The following is a 14128-nucleotide window of genomic DNA, read 5'->3' as shown; positions in this document are numbered from 1 at the left end:
CGACCTCACAGAAGCCTCCAAGTTCCAGGGAGTGGCCGATTGTGATTCGCTTGGCGCGGGAGGATTCCCGCCATGGCGACAGCGGTTGCTCTGCGGACGGATTTCTCGGCGGCCGACCTGCGGCGGCTGGCGGCGGCATCGAAGAACGCCAACCAGAGCCGACGGCTGTTGTCGCTGGCGGCGGTTCCGGACGGCATGTACCGGACCGAGGCGGCCTGGATCGGCGGCATGGACCGGCAGACGTTGCGCGACTGGGTGCACCGGTTCAACACGCACGGCCCGGACGGGCTTCTGGACATGCCGTCGCCAGGTCCGAGCACCCGGTTGACCGCCGCCCAGCTCGCCGAGCTGGCGCAGATCGTCGAGACTGGTCCGGCCCCGGCCGTGCACGGCGTGGTGCGCTGGCGGCGGGTCGACCTCCAGCGGCTCGTCGCCGAGTTTCGGGGTCGCGTATCACGAGCGGACGATCGGCAAGATCCTCGACACGCTCGGCTTCTCCCACATCAGCGCGCGGCCGCGTCATCCGGCGCAGGACGCCGGAACGATCACGGCGTTCAAAAAAACTTCGCGACGACGCTGAGCGCCCATCTCGCCGACGTCGCCGACCGCAAGCCGATCGAGATCTGGTTCCAGGACGAGGCGCGCATCGGCCAGAAGAACGGCATCGTGCGCATGTGGGCGCGGCGTGGAACGCGGCCGCGGCAACCCACCGATCAGCGCTACGAGAACGCTCGGCTGTTCGGCGCCATCTGCCCGGCGCGTGGCACCGGTGCCGCGGTGGCCATGCGGGCGGCCGACACCGACGCCATGCAGGTCCACCTCGACGAGATCGCCCGCACCGTCGCCGCAGGCGCTCACGCCGTCCTGCTGCTCGACCGTGCCGGCTGGCACACCACGCCAGCCCTCAGGGTGCCGAAGAACGTGACCTTGCTGTTCCTGCCGTCGCGCTCGCCCGAGCTCAACCCGGTCGAGAACGTCTGGCAGTACCTGCGCGGCAACTGGCTCCAACCGCGTCTTCTACACATACGACGAGATCATCGACGCCGCCTGCGACGCCTGGCGCCGCCTCGTCGCACAGCCCGAGACCATCACGTCCATGGGAATGTGAGAATGGGCTCACATCGGTCAGACATGAAGGCCGTTAGTATAATATCACTGACGGACGACTATCGACTCCGTGTTTCTCACAACAAAGTGCCGGGCGAGCTGCGGATGCTGTTCACGAAGCAGATGGACCGCATCCATCTTCCCCGAGATCGGGCACTATGCCTCACCCAGCTTACGTCGCGCGGCACCGCGAGGCATTCAGCTCAAATTAGAGCGTTTTTCGTTGGGGCTGAATCGCAGGGGATTCCCTGGGCGGATGGGCTGGGAGAGTCTGTCGACATTGATTCGTCGGGGAAGAGGCGATCGATGTCACGAGTTTATTCGACTGACCTGCGCGCACGGGTGATCGAGGCCGTCGCAGCGGGAGCGTCACGCCGGGAGGCCGCGGAGCGCTTCGATGTGAGCGTCAGCTCGGCGGTACGGTGGCTGCAACGCTGGCGCGACGAGGGCAGTGCGCGCGCCAAGCCCTCCGGAGGGAGCCGATCGCCCCTGGAGAAGCACGCGGACTGGCTGCTGGGCTTGATCGCCGAGCAACCCGACCTGACTCTCGAGGAGATCGTGTCGGAACTTCGGAAGCGGCGGCTGCCGGGCAGCGTCAGCACGGTGTGGCGGCTGCTCGATCGGCACGGCATCACGTCAAAAAAAACGCTGCACGCCGCCGAGCAGCATCGGCCTGATGTCGCGGGCGCCCGTCGTCGCTGGATGCGCGAGCAGGGTCTGCTCGATCCCGCCCGACTGGTTTTCATCGACGAGACCGCGGTCACGACCAGCATGGTTAGGCTGCGGGGCCGCAGCCCGCGCGGCGAGCGCCTGCTCGCCTTCGCCCCGCACGGGCACTGGAAGACCATCACGCTGGTGGCCGGGCTGCGGCGACGCGGCATGGTGGCGCCCTGCGTGATCGACGGAGCGATGAACGGCGAAACCTTCCTGGCCTATGTCGAGCAGTGCCTGGTCCCCACGCTGCGGCGCGGCGACACCGTGATCATGGACAATCTTCCGACCCACAAGGTGCGCGGCGTCGCCGACGCCATCGAATCCGTCGGTGCGACCTTGCGCTACCTGCCGCAGTACTCCCCGGACCTCAATCCGATCGAGCAGGTCTTCAGCAAGATCAAAGCTCTGCTGAGGAAGGCAGCGGAGCGAACCGTGCCAGGCCTCCAGCGTCGGATCAGAACCATCCTGCGCACCGTCCACCCACGCGAGTGCAGGAATTTCATCCGGCACGCTGGCTATGAACCAAGATGAGCGAAAAACGGTCTAGGACACCAACGCGACGACGATGATGCCGTCGCTCTAAGCGGCCAGGTGTTCTTGCCAGTCGGTCGCCTCGTCGACCTTGCCGGCAGCCGTGCGGAGGAAGCGCGCGAGCGCCGCCTTCCGGGAATCCCGATCGAGGGCATAGGCGGTCTGCTTGAACTCCGTCCCGTCGAGCAGGCCCTGGATGTAGCCCGAGATGATGTCCGCAGCCATGATGAGCGCTGTGTCGAGCGTGTGGATGTATTTGCTCGTAACCGAACCCTTCGCATGTCCGACCAAGGCGGCGATCGTCACTTCGGTGAAGCCAAGGTCGTTGGCGATGCTGGCGAAGCTGTGACGCAGGACATGGGGCGTCACGTCCGACAGAGGAGAGTCCGCGAAGATCTGTTCCCAATTGTTGGGGAAGCTGCCGAAGGCGCCGTCCTCCGTCCGCGGGCCTGGGAACACGTAAGTGCCGGTGCAGTGCTTCTTCCGCTCCTCAAGATACTCGACTACAGGCAAACCGATCGGACGGGTGGACGCCCCTTCCTTGCTATCGGCCAAGCGAATGCAACTGGAATCCGTATCCGCCTCCGTCCACATCAGCCTGATCATCTCGGTGCGGCGGCAGCCGGTCAGGGCGATCTGGCGGATGATGTCCACGGTCATCGCGTATTTCTCATTCTCGGCGGCTTTCCTGAGCATCTCGCCGAGGATGCGATATTCTGCCTCGGTGAGCCGACGGTCGCGCACACGATCCTTCGGTTTGCGGAGGCCATGGGCAGGGTTGTGCTCAATGATACCGGCCTCGACAGCATAGGTGAGGATGCCGCCGAGCAACCCGACCGTTCGGGTCGCCGTTCCGGCCCCGCCGCGGACAATGGCCTTGCCGCGCGGCTTTTTCGTCTTGACAGACATCCGCGTCTTCCCAGCCATGATGTCCTTCAGGACCTTGTTGATGTCGGCTTTGGTAAGATCCTTCACCCTTCGCGTGCCGATCAGCGGAATGATATGTCGGTGGATGCGGCCGGTGTCGGTGGTGACGGTCGTCCGCTTCTTCGGACGTCCTCCTTTTCCTAGGATTAGACCGGCCTCGAGATCGGCGATGTAGAGGGTACATAGTTCTTTGACGGTGATGGCCTTGTGGTCGAGCTGTCGCTCTTCGGCTGGATTCTCGCCCTTAGCGACACGACCGAACTGAACCTTCGCCTCCTGACGGGCCGTATCCGGGGTCCAGACGCCGTGGAGGCCGATCGTGTAGCGACGCGAGCGACCGCTCGCGCGATATTGGATGACGTAGCTCCGCTTGCCGGACGTGAAGACGCGGAGACCGAAGCCTGGTAGTTCGTCATCCCAGACGACATAGTCCTTCTCCCGGGTCTCGGCGGCGTCGACGACTCTCTTGGTGATCTTAGTCATGACGTTCTCTCCGATCCGCGCCGACCTCTCGCGTAAGCACCACGTAAGCACGCGGGCGGAAATCGCAGCGCAGTTTCGGATAAGAACGTGATGCTCGATTCTTGAAAAAGATAGCGAGTTCAAATGGGTAGCGTTCCATAGCGTGCCCTATCGCGTTTTTCGGATGGGCAGCTTAAATTGCTCCGAAGGCAAAGGTCACACGTTCGAATCGTGTCGGGCGCGCCACTTCGGTACAAGGCTGGGAACGGTACAAGGCCGGGAACGCCGAAACCCGCCGTTTTCCGCTCGAGACGGCGACCAGCCTGCACAGCAGCTGGCTTTTCGAGCCCGTGATCCGAACGTCCTTCGCGGCGCCCTCGACGCGCTGGGCGAACGCGCGGAGGTGGTCGCGGCGGTAGCCGCCGTTTTCGGTGTGCATACGCTCGCGGGCCGGCCTGGCGAAGGTCGCGACCGCCGGCGGGGTGACAGGCCCCGCACGGGCAGCGGCTTCCGCGGCCGGCTCCCCGTCGAGGCGAGCCTGGTCGCGGACGCGAGGGCGGGGCGACGATCATCACACCGGCAATCGTCTTGCCTGTGCCGATCACGAGATGTGGTCATGGCGAGCTCGGCACCGCAAGGCGGCCTGTTCCCGACCGGCTCGGCGCACGAGGCGGACGGGTGGATCGTTCAGCTGTACGCGGCCCGACCAGCAAGGCAAGGATGATCGTGCTGCATTGACCGGTCGTCTGGCGGATGTTCACGCACGTGACGACCGGCGCGCGTTGCTGCGACGACCGGCTCAGGATCGTCCTCGATTGCGAATCCACTTCTCCACCGAGATCACCGGCAAGATGATCGTACCGGCCGCCGCGCTGACCAGAAGCGACTCGGCCGGCAGCGGGAAGGTGGAGAAGACCGCCTGCAGAGGTGGGGCGTAGATGAACAGCGCCTGCAGGGCGAGGATGGCGCCGATGCCGACGAACACCGTCTTGTTGCTGAAGACGCCGATCCTGAAGACGGAGTCCTTCAGCGAGCGGCAGCTCAGCATGTAGAAGACCTGGAACATGATCACCGTGGTCACGGCCATCGTCTGCGCCTCGCTCACGATCTGCGCCTCGGTCAGGCCGGTGGTCACGCGGGCGGCCATCTCCAGCTCGTATCTCCAGAGGAAGAGGCCCACGGCCGCGGCGCTCATGAGCGCGGCGGCCAGAATCGTGCGGACCACCAGGAACCTGTTGAGCACCGGCTCCTTCGGGTCCCGCGGCGGGCGACTCATGACGTCCGGCTCCTTCGCCTCGAAGGCGAGCGGCAGGGCGAGGGCCACGGCGGCGACCAGATTGATCCAGAGCAGCTGCGTCGGCAGCATCGGCAGCAGCAGGTCCTTCACCACCTGCCCGTCCACCGTCCTGTCCACCAGCGGGAAGAACGCGACCGCAAAGATCAGGATCAGCGCGAGGCCGAGATTGGTGGGCAGCACGAACGCCAGCGACTTGATGAGGTTGTCGTAGACTCGGCGGCCCTCTTCCACGGCCGCGGCGATGGAGGTGAAGTTGTCGTCCGTGAGCACGATGTCGGCGGCCTCCTTGGAGACCGAGGTGCCGGTGATGCCCATCGCCACGCCGATGTTCGCCTGTTTCAGCGCGGGCGCGTCGTTCACCCCGTCGCCGGTCATGGCCGTCACCTGACCGTCGTCCTGCAGGGCCCGCACGAGCTTCAACTTGTGCTCGGGAGCGACACGGGCGAAGACGTTGTGCTTTTTCACGATGTCGCGCATGGCGGTGGCGTCCATCGCGGCGAGCTGGGCGCCGGTCACGGCCTCGGCACCGGACTCGGCGATACCCAGCTGCTCGCCGATGGCCCGAGCGGTGCCCTTGTGGTCGCCGGTGATCATCTTGACCGTGATGCCGGCCCGGTGGCAGACCCGAATGGCGTCGATCACCTCGGTGCGCGGCGGATCGATCATGGCCTGCAGGCCGACGAACGCGAAATCGTGCGCACAATCGTCCATGGTCAGCTCGGCACGCTCGCTCCGCTTCTCGGCGAATCCGAGCACACGCATGCCCGCGTTCGCGAACGCCTCCACCTGATGGATCACCGCGTCGTGGTCCACGTTGCCGCAGCGCCTCAGCACGACCTCGGGCGCGCCCTTGAGAATGATCTTCCTACCCTCGGCGCCCCAGTCGTGGAGCGTGGCCATGAACTGGTTGGCGCTCTCGAACGGAATGGTGTCGAGGCGAGCGTGGCGCTCGCGGGCGTGCGCGGTGCGGATGCCGAGCTTCTCGCCAGCGGTCACGAGTGCACCTTCGGTCGGGTCGCCGGTGATCCCCCAGCGACCGTCCGTCTGCTCCAGGGTGGCGTCGCAGCACAGGACGCCGGCCAGCAACAGGGCGCGGACCTCGTCGGGCGCGGCGGAGAGGTGGCCGCCATCCTTCGAAAGGCGTCCGACGGGCTCGTAGCCCACCCCCTCCACCCGGTACACGCCCGATCCCGGCAGATGGAGCGCCTGCACCGTCATCTCGTTGCGCGTGAGGGTGCCGGTCTTGTCCGAGCAGATCACGGTGGTGCTGCCGAGCGTCTCCACGGAGGGGAGCTTGCGGACCACGGCGCGGCGGGCGGCCATGCGCTGCACGCCGATGGCGAGGGCGATGGTCACGATGGCGGGCAAGCCCTCGGGAATGGCGCCCACGGCCAACGTGATGGCGAAGATGACGGACTCGCGCAGACCGGTCAGCACGTCGACGCCGCCTTCCAGCACCGCCCGGGCCGTGCCCACGAAAAGGATCACCACCGAAATCGCCGCGATCGCGGCGGTGAGCACGACGCCGATCTTGTGCAGGGCGATGCTGAGCGGGGTCGCCATCGCGGTGGTCTCACCGAGCATCGTGTTGATGCGGCCGAGCTCGGTGCCGTTGCCGGTGGTGGTCACCACGCCCAGGCCCGTCCCGTAGGTCACCAGCGAGCCGCTGAAGGCCATGCTCGTGCGGTCGCCCAGGCCGGCGTTCTCGGCCGCCGGCTCGGTCGTCTTCTCCACCGGCACCGACTCGCCGGTCAGCGCCGCCTCCTCGATCTGCAGCGTCCGCAATTGAAAGAGGCGCATGTCGGCGGGCACCTTGTCGCCGCTCTGCAGGAACACCACGTCGCCGGGCACCAGCTCGGCCACCGGCACCTGCGTGCGCTTGCCGTCGCGATGCGCCATGGCGAAATCCGGCACCATCGCGCTGAGGCTCTCGATCGCCTTGCCCGCCTTGTACTCCTGCGCGAAGCCGATCGTCGTGTTGATGATCACCACCGCCAGGATCACGAGGCCGTTCTTGATCCCGTCCACCGGATCCACCAGCATGGCGATCACCGCGCTGCCGATCAGGATCCAGATCAAGGGGTTGTTGATCTGGCCCCAGATCAGCTCCATGACCGAGACGCCGCCGGCCTTGTCCAACACGTTGGGCCCGTGCTGGGCCAGGCGCGTCCTGGCCTCGTCACTGGCCAGTCCGTTCCGAGCCGCGCCCAGCGCCGACAGCACCTCGTCGGGCGTCCGGCTGTGCCACGGGCGTTCGTCCGGCATCTGAGCGGTCGTGTCCAGGGAAAGGACCATTGTTGTGCTCCTCATTTGCGCGAATGCGCCGCCCTTGGCCCGGGCCTCCACATGAGGTCGCGGTGGTCTTGCATCGCCGCGTCCGCGTCGGGCCACGGCGTGCCCCGGCGGGTCCGTCTCCGGACCGTGCTGACGCCGGAATGCCGCACGGGAGCGACTCCCCAGCGCGTCCGGAGTCCGTGCCGGTTGTCGGGACGTCGTTTCAGCTGAGGTTCATTGTCTGCTCCTCTGGATGGAGGGTCAGGTCTGACGTCGTCGTATCCGAGCGAGTGCAGCCTACAGCCGTCCATCACGGGTCGCGACCTCTGCCCGATTCTTCTGCTCCGAGCGCAGCGGCGATGTTGCTCTTCACGATGGCGAGCTGGTGATCGAGCAGGTGCTGCTGCTCCTCCGTCAGACCCTGCACCATCGTATCCCGCGTGCCGCGCACGACCGTGGCCACCTCGGCGATGCGGGGGAGCGCCGCCGGCAGGACGTGGACGCGCCAGACCCGACGGTCCGAGGGCGTCGGCTGCCGCTCGATCCAGCACCCCTGCTCGAGGTGATCGAGCAGGCGCCCGGCGGTCGGCTTCTCGATCTCGAGCTCCTCGGCGATCTCCGACTGCGTCCGTCCGTCCTGCTGCCCCAGAACGGCGAGCACGGCCCATTGCGCCTTGGTCAGCCCGAACGGCTGCAGGCGCCGGTCCAGGAGCTTGCGGTGCAGGCGCGCGGTCTCGGCGAGCAGAAACCCGAGGCCCTTGTCGTTATCGTCGATGATCATGCGTGCAGCTCGTATCGTCCGGCATTGCCGCGGCTGGTCACCTCGGCCGCGGCTCGTCCACGACTATCGACAAGCAGTCAAACAGTAAGCATGCTTATTATAGTCTAGCTGTTGACTTGGATGAGGCGCCGAAACGGCTCCGAGTGCATCGGAGTTATGCTCCGAACAGAAGAAATATACCTCAGCATACTTTATCGCTTTCATTGTCGACACCTGCGGATCGCTGGGTGTATGGATTGTAATTCAACGTATAGTCATCAAGATGGCAAGTCGATATGCTTCATAATGAAAGACGGCAGGGTCTGACCGGTGTTATCTTGCTGATGGCGCGTCGTATACGCCTTGGCGCTGCGATTGAAAGTGTCATGAAGACGGTCTCGTGAAAGCGGCGCTGTCGCGACATCGAGCCGGCGCTCGAGCGCGCGCGGCCTGGTGTCCGCATGGGCCCGCGCACGGACGCTCCGGGGACACGGCCGGCCGGGAGCAAGCATCGGATTCGATCCACCAGAGGTCACGTGATCAGAGGGCACGCCATGCAAGTCCGCCAAGCCAAGCTCGAGCCGGCACCGATCGCCCCGTTCGTCCTGCCTGCCGAGGTCGAGGAGATTTTCGCAGCCGCACCGTCCGTCACCTTCGCCAGCACGGTCCAGGAACTGACGGCGCTCGCCACGCGCGACGCCGTCAACGGCTGGCAGGAGGTCGCCTATGACGTGCCCGGCAAGGGCCGCGTCGTCGAGGCCGAGGTCTGCCGGGCCAAGAACGGCGTCGTCGCCAACTACACCGAGCTCTACATGCGTCGGCGCGACCCGGACTGCATGGTGATCGGCGACCAGCGCCCGACCGACAAGCCGCGCTTCGAGGAGCGCTTCGGCGGCCCGTTCGAGCCGCTGCGCCGGCGCACCATCGAATGGCTGAAGACCCAGCCGCTCGCCGCCTTCGCGTTCCATGCCGGCCGGCCCGGCAAGGGCACCGACGCCCTCGTCGTCGCACCCGACAACGCCGGCTTCTTCGCCCTCGGCCTCGCGCTGCTGCAGGGCATCCTGCACACCGACGAGATCCCCGAGGGTTTCTCGCCGAAAGCCGTGATCTATGTGGCGCCGCCGTTCCGCCACACCGACTTCGACGGCAAGCAGATCGTGGTCCACCGCCGCACCTCCGACGGTCACGAGCTCTACAGCTACAATCTCTATCCGGGCCCGAGCGCCAAGAAAGGCATCTACGGGGTGCTCCTCAATATCGGCGAGCAGGAGCACTGGTTGACGATGCACTGCTCGACCGTGCGGCTGGTGACTCCATACGGCAACAAGCTCGTCATCTCGCACGAGGGCGCGAGCGGCGGCGGCAAGAGCGAGATGCTGGAGCACGTCCACCGCCGCAGTGACGGCCTGCTCCGGCTCGGCCACAACCTCGTCACCCACGAGGAGATCACCGTGCCGCTGCCGCAGGCCTGCGAGCTGCTGCCGGTCACCGACGACATGGCGCTGTGCCACCCCTCGCTCGACAAGGGCCGGGGCAAGCTGACGCTGATGGATGCCGAGAACGCCTGGTTCGTCCGCTGCAACCATCTCGACCACTACGGCACCGACCCGCACCTCGAGAGGCTGTGCATCAGCCCGCCGGAGCCGCTGCTGTTCCTCAACGTGCAGGGCCATCCCGGCGCCACCTGCCTGCTGTGGGAGCACACCGAGGATGCCCCGGGCGTGCCGTGTCCCAACCCGCGTGTCATCATTCCGCGCAACATCATCCCGCGGGTGGTGGAAGGTCCGGTCGACGTCGACATCCGCAGCATGGGCGTGCGCACTCCGCCATGCACCGCGGATCTTCCGACCTATGGGATCATCGGCCTGTTCCATCTTCTGCCGGCCTCGCTCGCCTGGCTGTGGCGGCTGGTCGCCCCGCGCGGCCATGCCAACCCGTCCATCGTGCAGACCGAAGGCATGACGAGCGAGGGCGTCGGCTCCTATTGGCCGTTCGCCACCGGGCGCCGGGTCGACCAGGCCAATCTCCTGCTCAATCAGATCATCGAGACGCCGGAAGTCCGCTACGTGCTGATTCCGAACCAGCACATCGGCGCCTGGGAGGTCGGCTTCATGCCGCAGTGGATCACGCGCGAGTATCTGGCGCGGCGCGGCGGCGCCCACTTCCAGGCCAGCCAGATGAAGCCCTCGCGCTGCGCGCTGCTGGGCTTCACGCCGGGCTCGATCGTGGTCGAGGGCAAGACCATCGGCAGCCAGTTCTTCCGGGTCGAGAAGCAGCCCGAAGTCGGCACCGCTGCCTACGACGTCGGCGCCGAGATCCTCGCTGCGTTCTTTCGCCGCGAGCTCGAACAGTTCCTGGTGCCGGATCTGCTGCCGACCGGGCGCCGGATCATCGAGTGCTGCCTGTCGGGCGGCAGTGCCGCCGACTACCTCGGCGTGCTCGACCTGCCGCTCTTCGACCCCGAGGAGTGAGATGTGGAGCAGTTCGACTACAAGTTCCGCAAGCTCTACCAGCCGGCTTTCGACAAGGTCCCGGCGGAGGCGCGCGCGCGCCTGTTCGGCGTCGATTACGTCCACATGCGCGGCAAGCAGGGCGGCGATCTGTTCGTCACCCGCCACGGCTGGGGCTGTGTCGAGTCGATCCTGCCGGATGCGTGGTTCGTCGACGAGCGGTTCCGCAAGGTCGGGCGCGCGCTCGCCGGCGCCACGGGCGCCGTCTATCGCGTGCCGGTGGCGCACCGGGCGCGATCGGACTTCGCGCTGGTGGTGAAGTTCAGCCGCGCCGCGCAGGACACCAGCATCACCGTGCTCGACGACGGCCTCCATCTCGATCCGCAGGAGAAGGCGCGCGTCGAGGAAGCGGAGTTCCTGTCGCCGTTCGAGGAGTTCGGCAACGTCGCCCGGCTTCGCGCGGCGGCGAGATCGGCGATCCCGACCAAGCATCCGCTGGCGATCTATTCGCCGCCGACGCGCTATCTCGATTGGCAGCTCGGGCGCAACTCCGGCATCGCCTGGCGCATGAACCGGGCCCTCGAGGCGTCGCAGCGCGGCGTGCCGGAGGCGTGCCGCATCCGCTATGACTGGGAGCGGCTCTACATCCTCTTGTACCGCTGGATCGACGGTTTCGACGCCGAAGCGGCGATGACGAGTGGGGCGATCTCGCGCAAGACGATGGAGGCGCTCGGCCAGGAGGCGCGCAACGCGCTGCGCCGGTTCGGCTGGATGGTGTGCGACCACAAGCCCCGTCACGTCATCATCCGCGCGGCCCGCTCCGGCCGCGGAATCCTCGCGCGCGAGCGCCGGATCCGGTGGGCGCTGATCGACTACGAGCTGCTCGTGCTCCGCGAGCCCCTCGGCGCGAGCGTCGCGACGGGAGAACCTGCTCGCCACGTCTCGGGCTGACCGACATGCCATGATCGACACGCCATGACCGACAGATCGACGATGGGCCGATGCGTCACCCGCGAGACGGCACCACCGTGCGCCGGCGCACAGGCAGGCCGCATGGCCTCCCACGTCACGCTGGAATCGGATGCCGCCGATCTCCTGGCGGCGGTGCGGCGCGTGCGCGCCGTGGTGATCGAGCGATCCGCCGGCCTTCTGGCCGGCTGGTCCGCGGCGCTCGATCGCCCCGCCTTCGCCGCCGGCGCCACCAATCTCGCCCATTATCTGGCGCTGCGCAGCCAGGACCTCAGCGCGCTGCAGCCGCGGCTCGCCGCCCTCGGCCTGTCGTCGCTCGGCCGCAGCGAGAGCCGTGTTCTGGAATCGCTCGATGCGGTGGCGGCGACCCTCGCCCGCCTCGCCGGCGCGGACGGCCCGCCGCATCCCGACCGCGCCGCCTTCGGTGCCGGCGCCGCGGCCCTGGCGCGGGAGCAGGCCGCGGTGTTCGGTCCGGACGGGCGCGGACGGTTGACGCGCATCCTGGTGACGCTGCCGGCGCGCGCCGCCGAGGACGCGCCGTTCGTCGCCGACCTCGTCGCCGCGGGCGCCGACTGCGTGCGGATCAACTGCGCCCACGATTCGGCCGCGACCTGGGCGGCGATGATCGCCAATGTCCGGGCCGCGACGGCGGCCGGCGCGGGCGCCTGCCGCGTGCTCATGGACCTCGGCGGGCCGAAGTGCCGGATCGTCGAGATCGCTGCGCCCGGGACCACGCGCCTGCTGCGCGGCGACGTCTTCGCGCTGGTCGACCGCATGCCCCGCACCGCGCCGCGCCGCATCACCGTCCGCTCCAATGTCGACGACCTGGTCAGCCGCTTGCGTCCGGGCTTGCCGCTCTATGTCGACGACGGTCGCATCGGCGCCAGCATCGAGGAGGTCTCGGCCGACCGCGCCCTGATCCGCGTCGAGACCGTCCGCAGCAAGGGCCTGAAGCTGCGCGTCGACAAGGGCTTCAACATCCCCGGCCTCGATCTCGGGCAGCCGGCGATCACCGACAAGGATCTGATCGACCTCGATTTCGTCGCCGGGCACGCGGATATCGTGGGATGCTCCTTCGCCCAGCATCCAGCCGACGTCGCGCTGATGCAGCGCGAGCTGACGTTGCGGCGCGGCGACCGCCCGCCGCAGCCGCTGGTGCTGAAGATCGAGACCCCGCTCGCCGTGCGCAACCTGCCGGAGCTGATCGCGCAAGGCGCCGGTCGTCAGCCTCTGGCCGTGATGATCGCCCGCGGCGACCTCGCCGTCGAGCTCGGCTTCGGCCGGATCGGCGAGGTGCAGGAGCAGATCCTGTGGCTGTGCGAAGCCGCCCATGTGCCGGTGGTGTGGGCGACGCAGGTGCTCGCCGGCCTGGTCGCGGAGGGGGCGCCGAGCCGCGCCGAAGCGACCGACGCCGCCATGGCCCAGCGCGCCGAGTGCGTCATGCTCAACAAGGGCCCCTACCTGGTCGAGGCGGTGCGCTTCCTCGACGACCTGCTGCGCCGCATGGATCGTCACCAGCACAAGAAGACGCCGCAGCTCGCCGCTCTCGACGCCTGGAGTGCCCTGTGGCCGCCGGCGCGCGCAGGCGGGTCGGACAGGGAGGCGACCGACGCCTGACTCGCGCGGGTTGCCGTCAGAGCCCGTCCCGTGTGTGCGTCTCGACCATCGGCGCCGAGGGATGCCGAGCGCTCGGCCGTGAACACATCGGCGCGAGACGCGCGGGGGCGAGAGACGCGCGGCGCTTTCGTCGCTGCGATCGAGCACCTCTCGCCGGTCCGCCGTGCGGTCCCGGATCCGGGGTCGACTTCACCTCAGGCGCAGGCTTCCGGACCGGCCGGGCGGCTCGCCGCGGCGAGGAGGTCGGCTGGCTGGAACGCCGGGCCGAACGTCTCGCCGCACGGACAGGCGGTGGCCTTGAGGCCGGCCGGATCGACGATCGCGATGATGCCGCGCCGGTAGCGGATGATCCCGGCCGTCTGCAGCGTCTGGGCGATCAGCGTGACGGTCGTCCGCCGCAGGCCGAGGAGCTCGGCGACCGTCTCCTGCGTCACCGCGACGGTGTCGCGGCCGGTCGCCTGGGCGGTGCGGGCGAGCCAGCGGGCGAAGCGCTGCTCGGCCGTGTGGGTCGCGTTGCACACGGCGATCTGCTGCGCCTGCGCGAGCAGCCAGGCCGTGCAGGCGGGGGCGATGCGGCCGAGCTCGGGGCAATCCCGCACGGCGGCGTCGAACTCGCGCGCCGGCAGGCTGGCGATCAGGCCGCCGATCCGCACGACCGGGCGTGCCGCCCCGGGGACCAGATCGGCGTCGAAGCCACAGGCGCCTTCGAGCCCGATGGTGCCGACCTCGAGCTGCGCGCCGCTTCCGACCGGGACGACGAGCAAAACCGTGGCGCTCACCGGGAAGTAGATGCGGTCGGACCGGGTCCCGGTCTCCCACAGCACCAAGCCTTCGCGCGCCACCCGGACCCTGACATGCGGGGCGAGACGGTCGCGGGCGACGGTCGACAGGCCGGCGAGAATGCGGTTCCCCGTCGCGTCGTCGATCTGTGCGGGCTGCTGCCGGAACGCGATCCCCGCCACCGAGGCCGTGCCGCTGAAATCGTTGATCATGTTCGCCACTCTCGCGCTCCTCGAGTTG

The 14128-nt window shown here is 67.8% G+C and carries 8 protein-coding genes, 1 tRNA gene and 1 pseudogene; 6 read left to right on the top strand and 4 right to left on the bottom strand.

Going from position 1 to position 14128, the window contains the following annotated elements:
• Positions 1–72 precede the first annotated feature (72 nt).
• Positions 73–1108, top strand: a pseudogene (locus tag ABTU92_RS05600) (IS630 family transposase).
• A gap of 305 nt (positions 1109–1413) precedes the next feature.
• Complete coding sequence (locus ABTU92_RS05595; protein WP_408088510.1) at positions 1414–2352, top strand: IS630 family transposase; 939 nt, start codon at positions 1414–1416, stop codon at positions 2350–2352.
• Between the two features lie 48 nt (positions 2353–2400).
• Here the strand turns inward: ABTU92_RS05595 and ABTU92_RS05590 are convergent, their stop codons facing one another.
• Entirely contained in the window at positions 2401–3762 is a 1362-nt protein-coding gene (locus ABTU92_RS05590) for a tyrosine-type recombinase/integrase (RefSeq protein WP_408088482.1), read from the bottom strand.
• A 113-nt stretch (positions 3763–3875) separates the two neighbouring features.
• Between ABTU92_RS05590 and ABTU92_RS05585 the strand changes: the two genes are divergently transcribed.
• Positions 3876–3987 (top strand) — tRNA-Ser (locus tag ABTU92_RS05585).
• Between the two features lie 553 nt (positions 3988–4540).
• Here the strand turns inward: ABTU92_RS05585 and ABTU92_RS05580 are convergent.
• Together ABTU92_RS05580 and ABTU92_RS05575 are read right to left on the bottom strand one after the other, a co-directional pair.
• Complete coding sequence (locus ABTU92_RS05580) at positions 4541–7333, bottom strand: cation-translocating P-type ATPase (protein ID WP_408088480.1); 2793 nt, start codon at positions 7331–7333, stop codon at positions 4541–4543.
• 289 nt (positions 7334–7622) lie between these two features.
• The gene (locus tag ABTU92_RS05575; RefSeq protein ID WP_408088478.1) at positions 7623–8093 is read right to left on the bottom strand and encodes a MarR family winged helix-turn-helix transcriptional regulator; all 471 of its coding nucleotides are present in this window, start codon (positions 8091–8093) and stop codon (positions 7623–7625) included.
• A gap of 533 nt (positions 8094–8626) precedes the next feature.
• On the opposite strand from ABTU92_RS05575, the gene ABTU92_RS05570 reads away from it, so the two are divergent.
• The 3 genes from ABTU92_RS05570 to ABTU92_RS05560 all read left to right on the top strand — a co-directional run bounded on the left by ABTU92_RS05570 (position 8627) and on the right by ABTU92_RS05560 (position 13108).
• Entirely contained in the window at positions 8627–10543 is a 1917-nt protein-coding gene (locus ABTU92_RS05570) for a DUF4914 family protein (protein ID WP_408088476.1), read from the top strand.
• 3 nt (positions 10544–10546) lie between these two features.
• The gene (locus tag ABTU92_RS05565) at positions 10547–11473 is read left to right on the top strand and encodes a hypothetical protein (RefSeq protein WP_408088474.1); all 927 of its coding nucleotides are present in this window, start codon (positions 10547–10549) and stop codon (positions 11471–11473) included.
• A 102-nt stretch (positions 11474–11575) separates the two neighbouring features.
• A complete protein-coding gene (locus ABTU92_RS05560; RefSeq protein ID WP_408088472.1) occupies positions 11576–13108 on the top strand; it encodes a pyruvate kinase in 1533 nt (510 codons plus the stop codon).
• A gap of 194 nt (positions 13109–13302) precedes the next feature.
• Here the strand turns inward: ABTU92_RS05560 and ABTU92_RS05555 are convergent, their stop codons facing one another.
• Positions 13303–14100 (bottom strand): Crp/Fnr family transcriptional regulator, encoded by a 798-nt coding sequence (locus tag ABTU92_RS05555; RefSeq protein WP_408088508.1) that lies wholly within the window; start codon positions 14098–14100, stop codon positions 13303–13305.
• Between the last annotated feature and the right edge of the window lie 28 nt (positions 14101–14128).

The sequence above is a fragment of the Rhodoplanes sp. SY1 genome (assembly GCF_046000175.1).
Lineage (GTDB): Bacteria > Pseudomonadota > Alphaproteobacteria > Rhizobiales > Xanthobacteraceae > Rhodoplanes.
Note: the sequence above shows the minus strand (reverse complement) of the source record. Positions and strands in the feature narration are given on the sequence as shown.

Coding starts and splice junctions, on each gene's coding strand:
- ABTU92_RS05595 (WP_408088510.1), top strand. CDS start 1,414: ATGTCACGAGTTTATTCGACTGACCTGCGCGCACGGGTGATCGAGGCC.
- ABTU92_RS05590 (WP_408088482.1), bottom strand. CDS start 3,762: ATGACTAAGATCACCAAGAGAGTCGTCGACGCCGCCGAGACCCGGGAG.
- ABTU92_RS05580 (WP_408088480.1), bottom strand. CDS start 7,333: ATGGTCCTTTCCCTGGACACGACCGCTCAGATGCCGGACGAACGCCCG.
- ABTU92_RS05575 (WP_408088478.1), bottom strand. CDS start 8,093: ATGATCATCGACGATAACGACAAGGGCCTCGGGTTTCTGCTCGCCGAG.
- ABTU92_RS05570 (WP_408088476.1), top strand. CDS start 8,627: ATGCAAGTCCGCCAAGCCAAGCTCGAGCCGGCACCGATCGCCCCGTTC.
- ABTU92_RS05560 (WP_408088472.1), top strand. CDS start 11,576: ATGGCCTCCCACGTCACGCTGGAATCGGATGCCGCCGATCTCCTGGCG.
- ABTU92_RS05555 (WP_408088508.1), bottom strand. CDS start 14,100: ATGATCAACGATTTCAGCGGCACGGCCTCGGTGGCGGGGATCGCGTTC.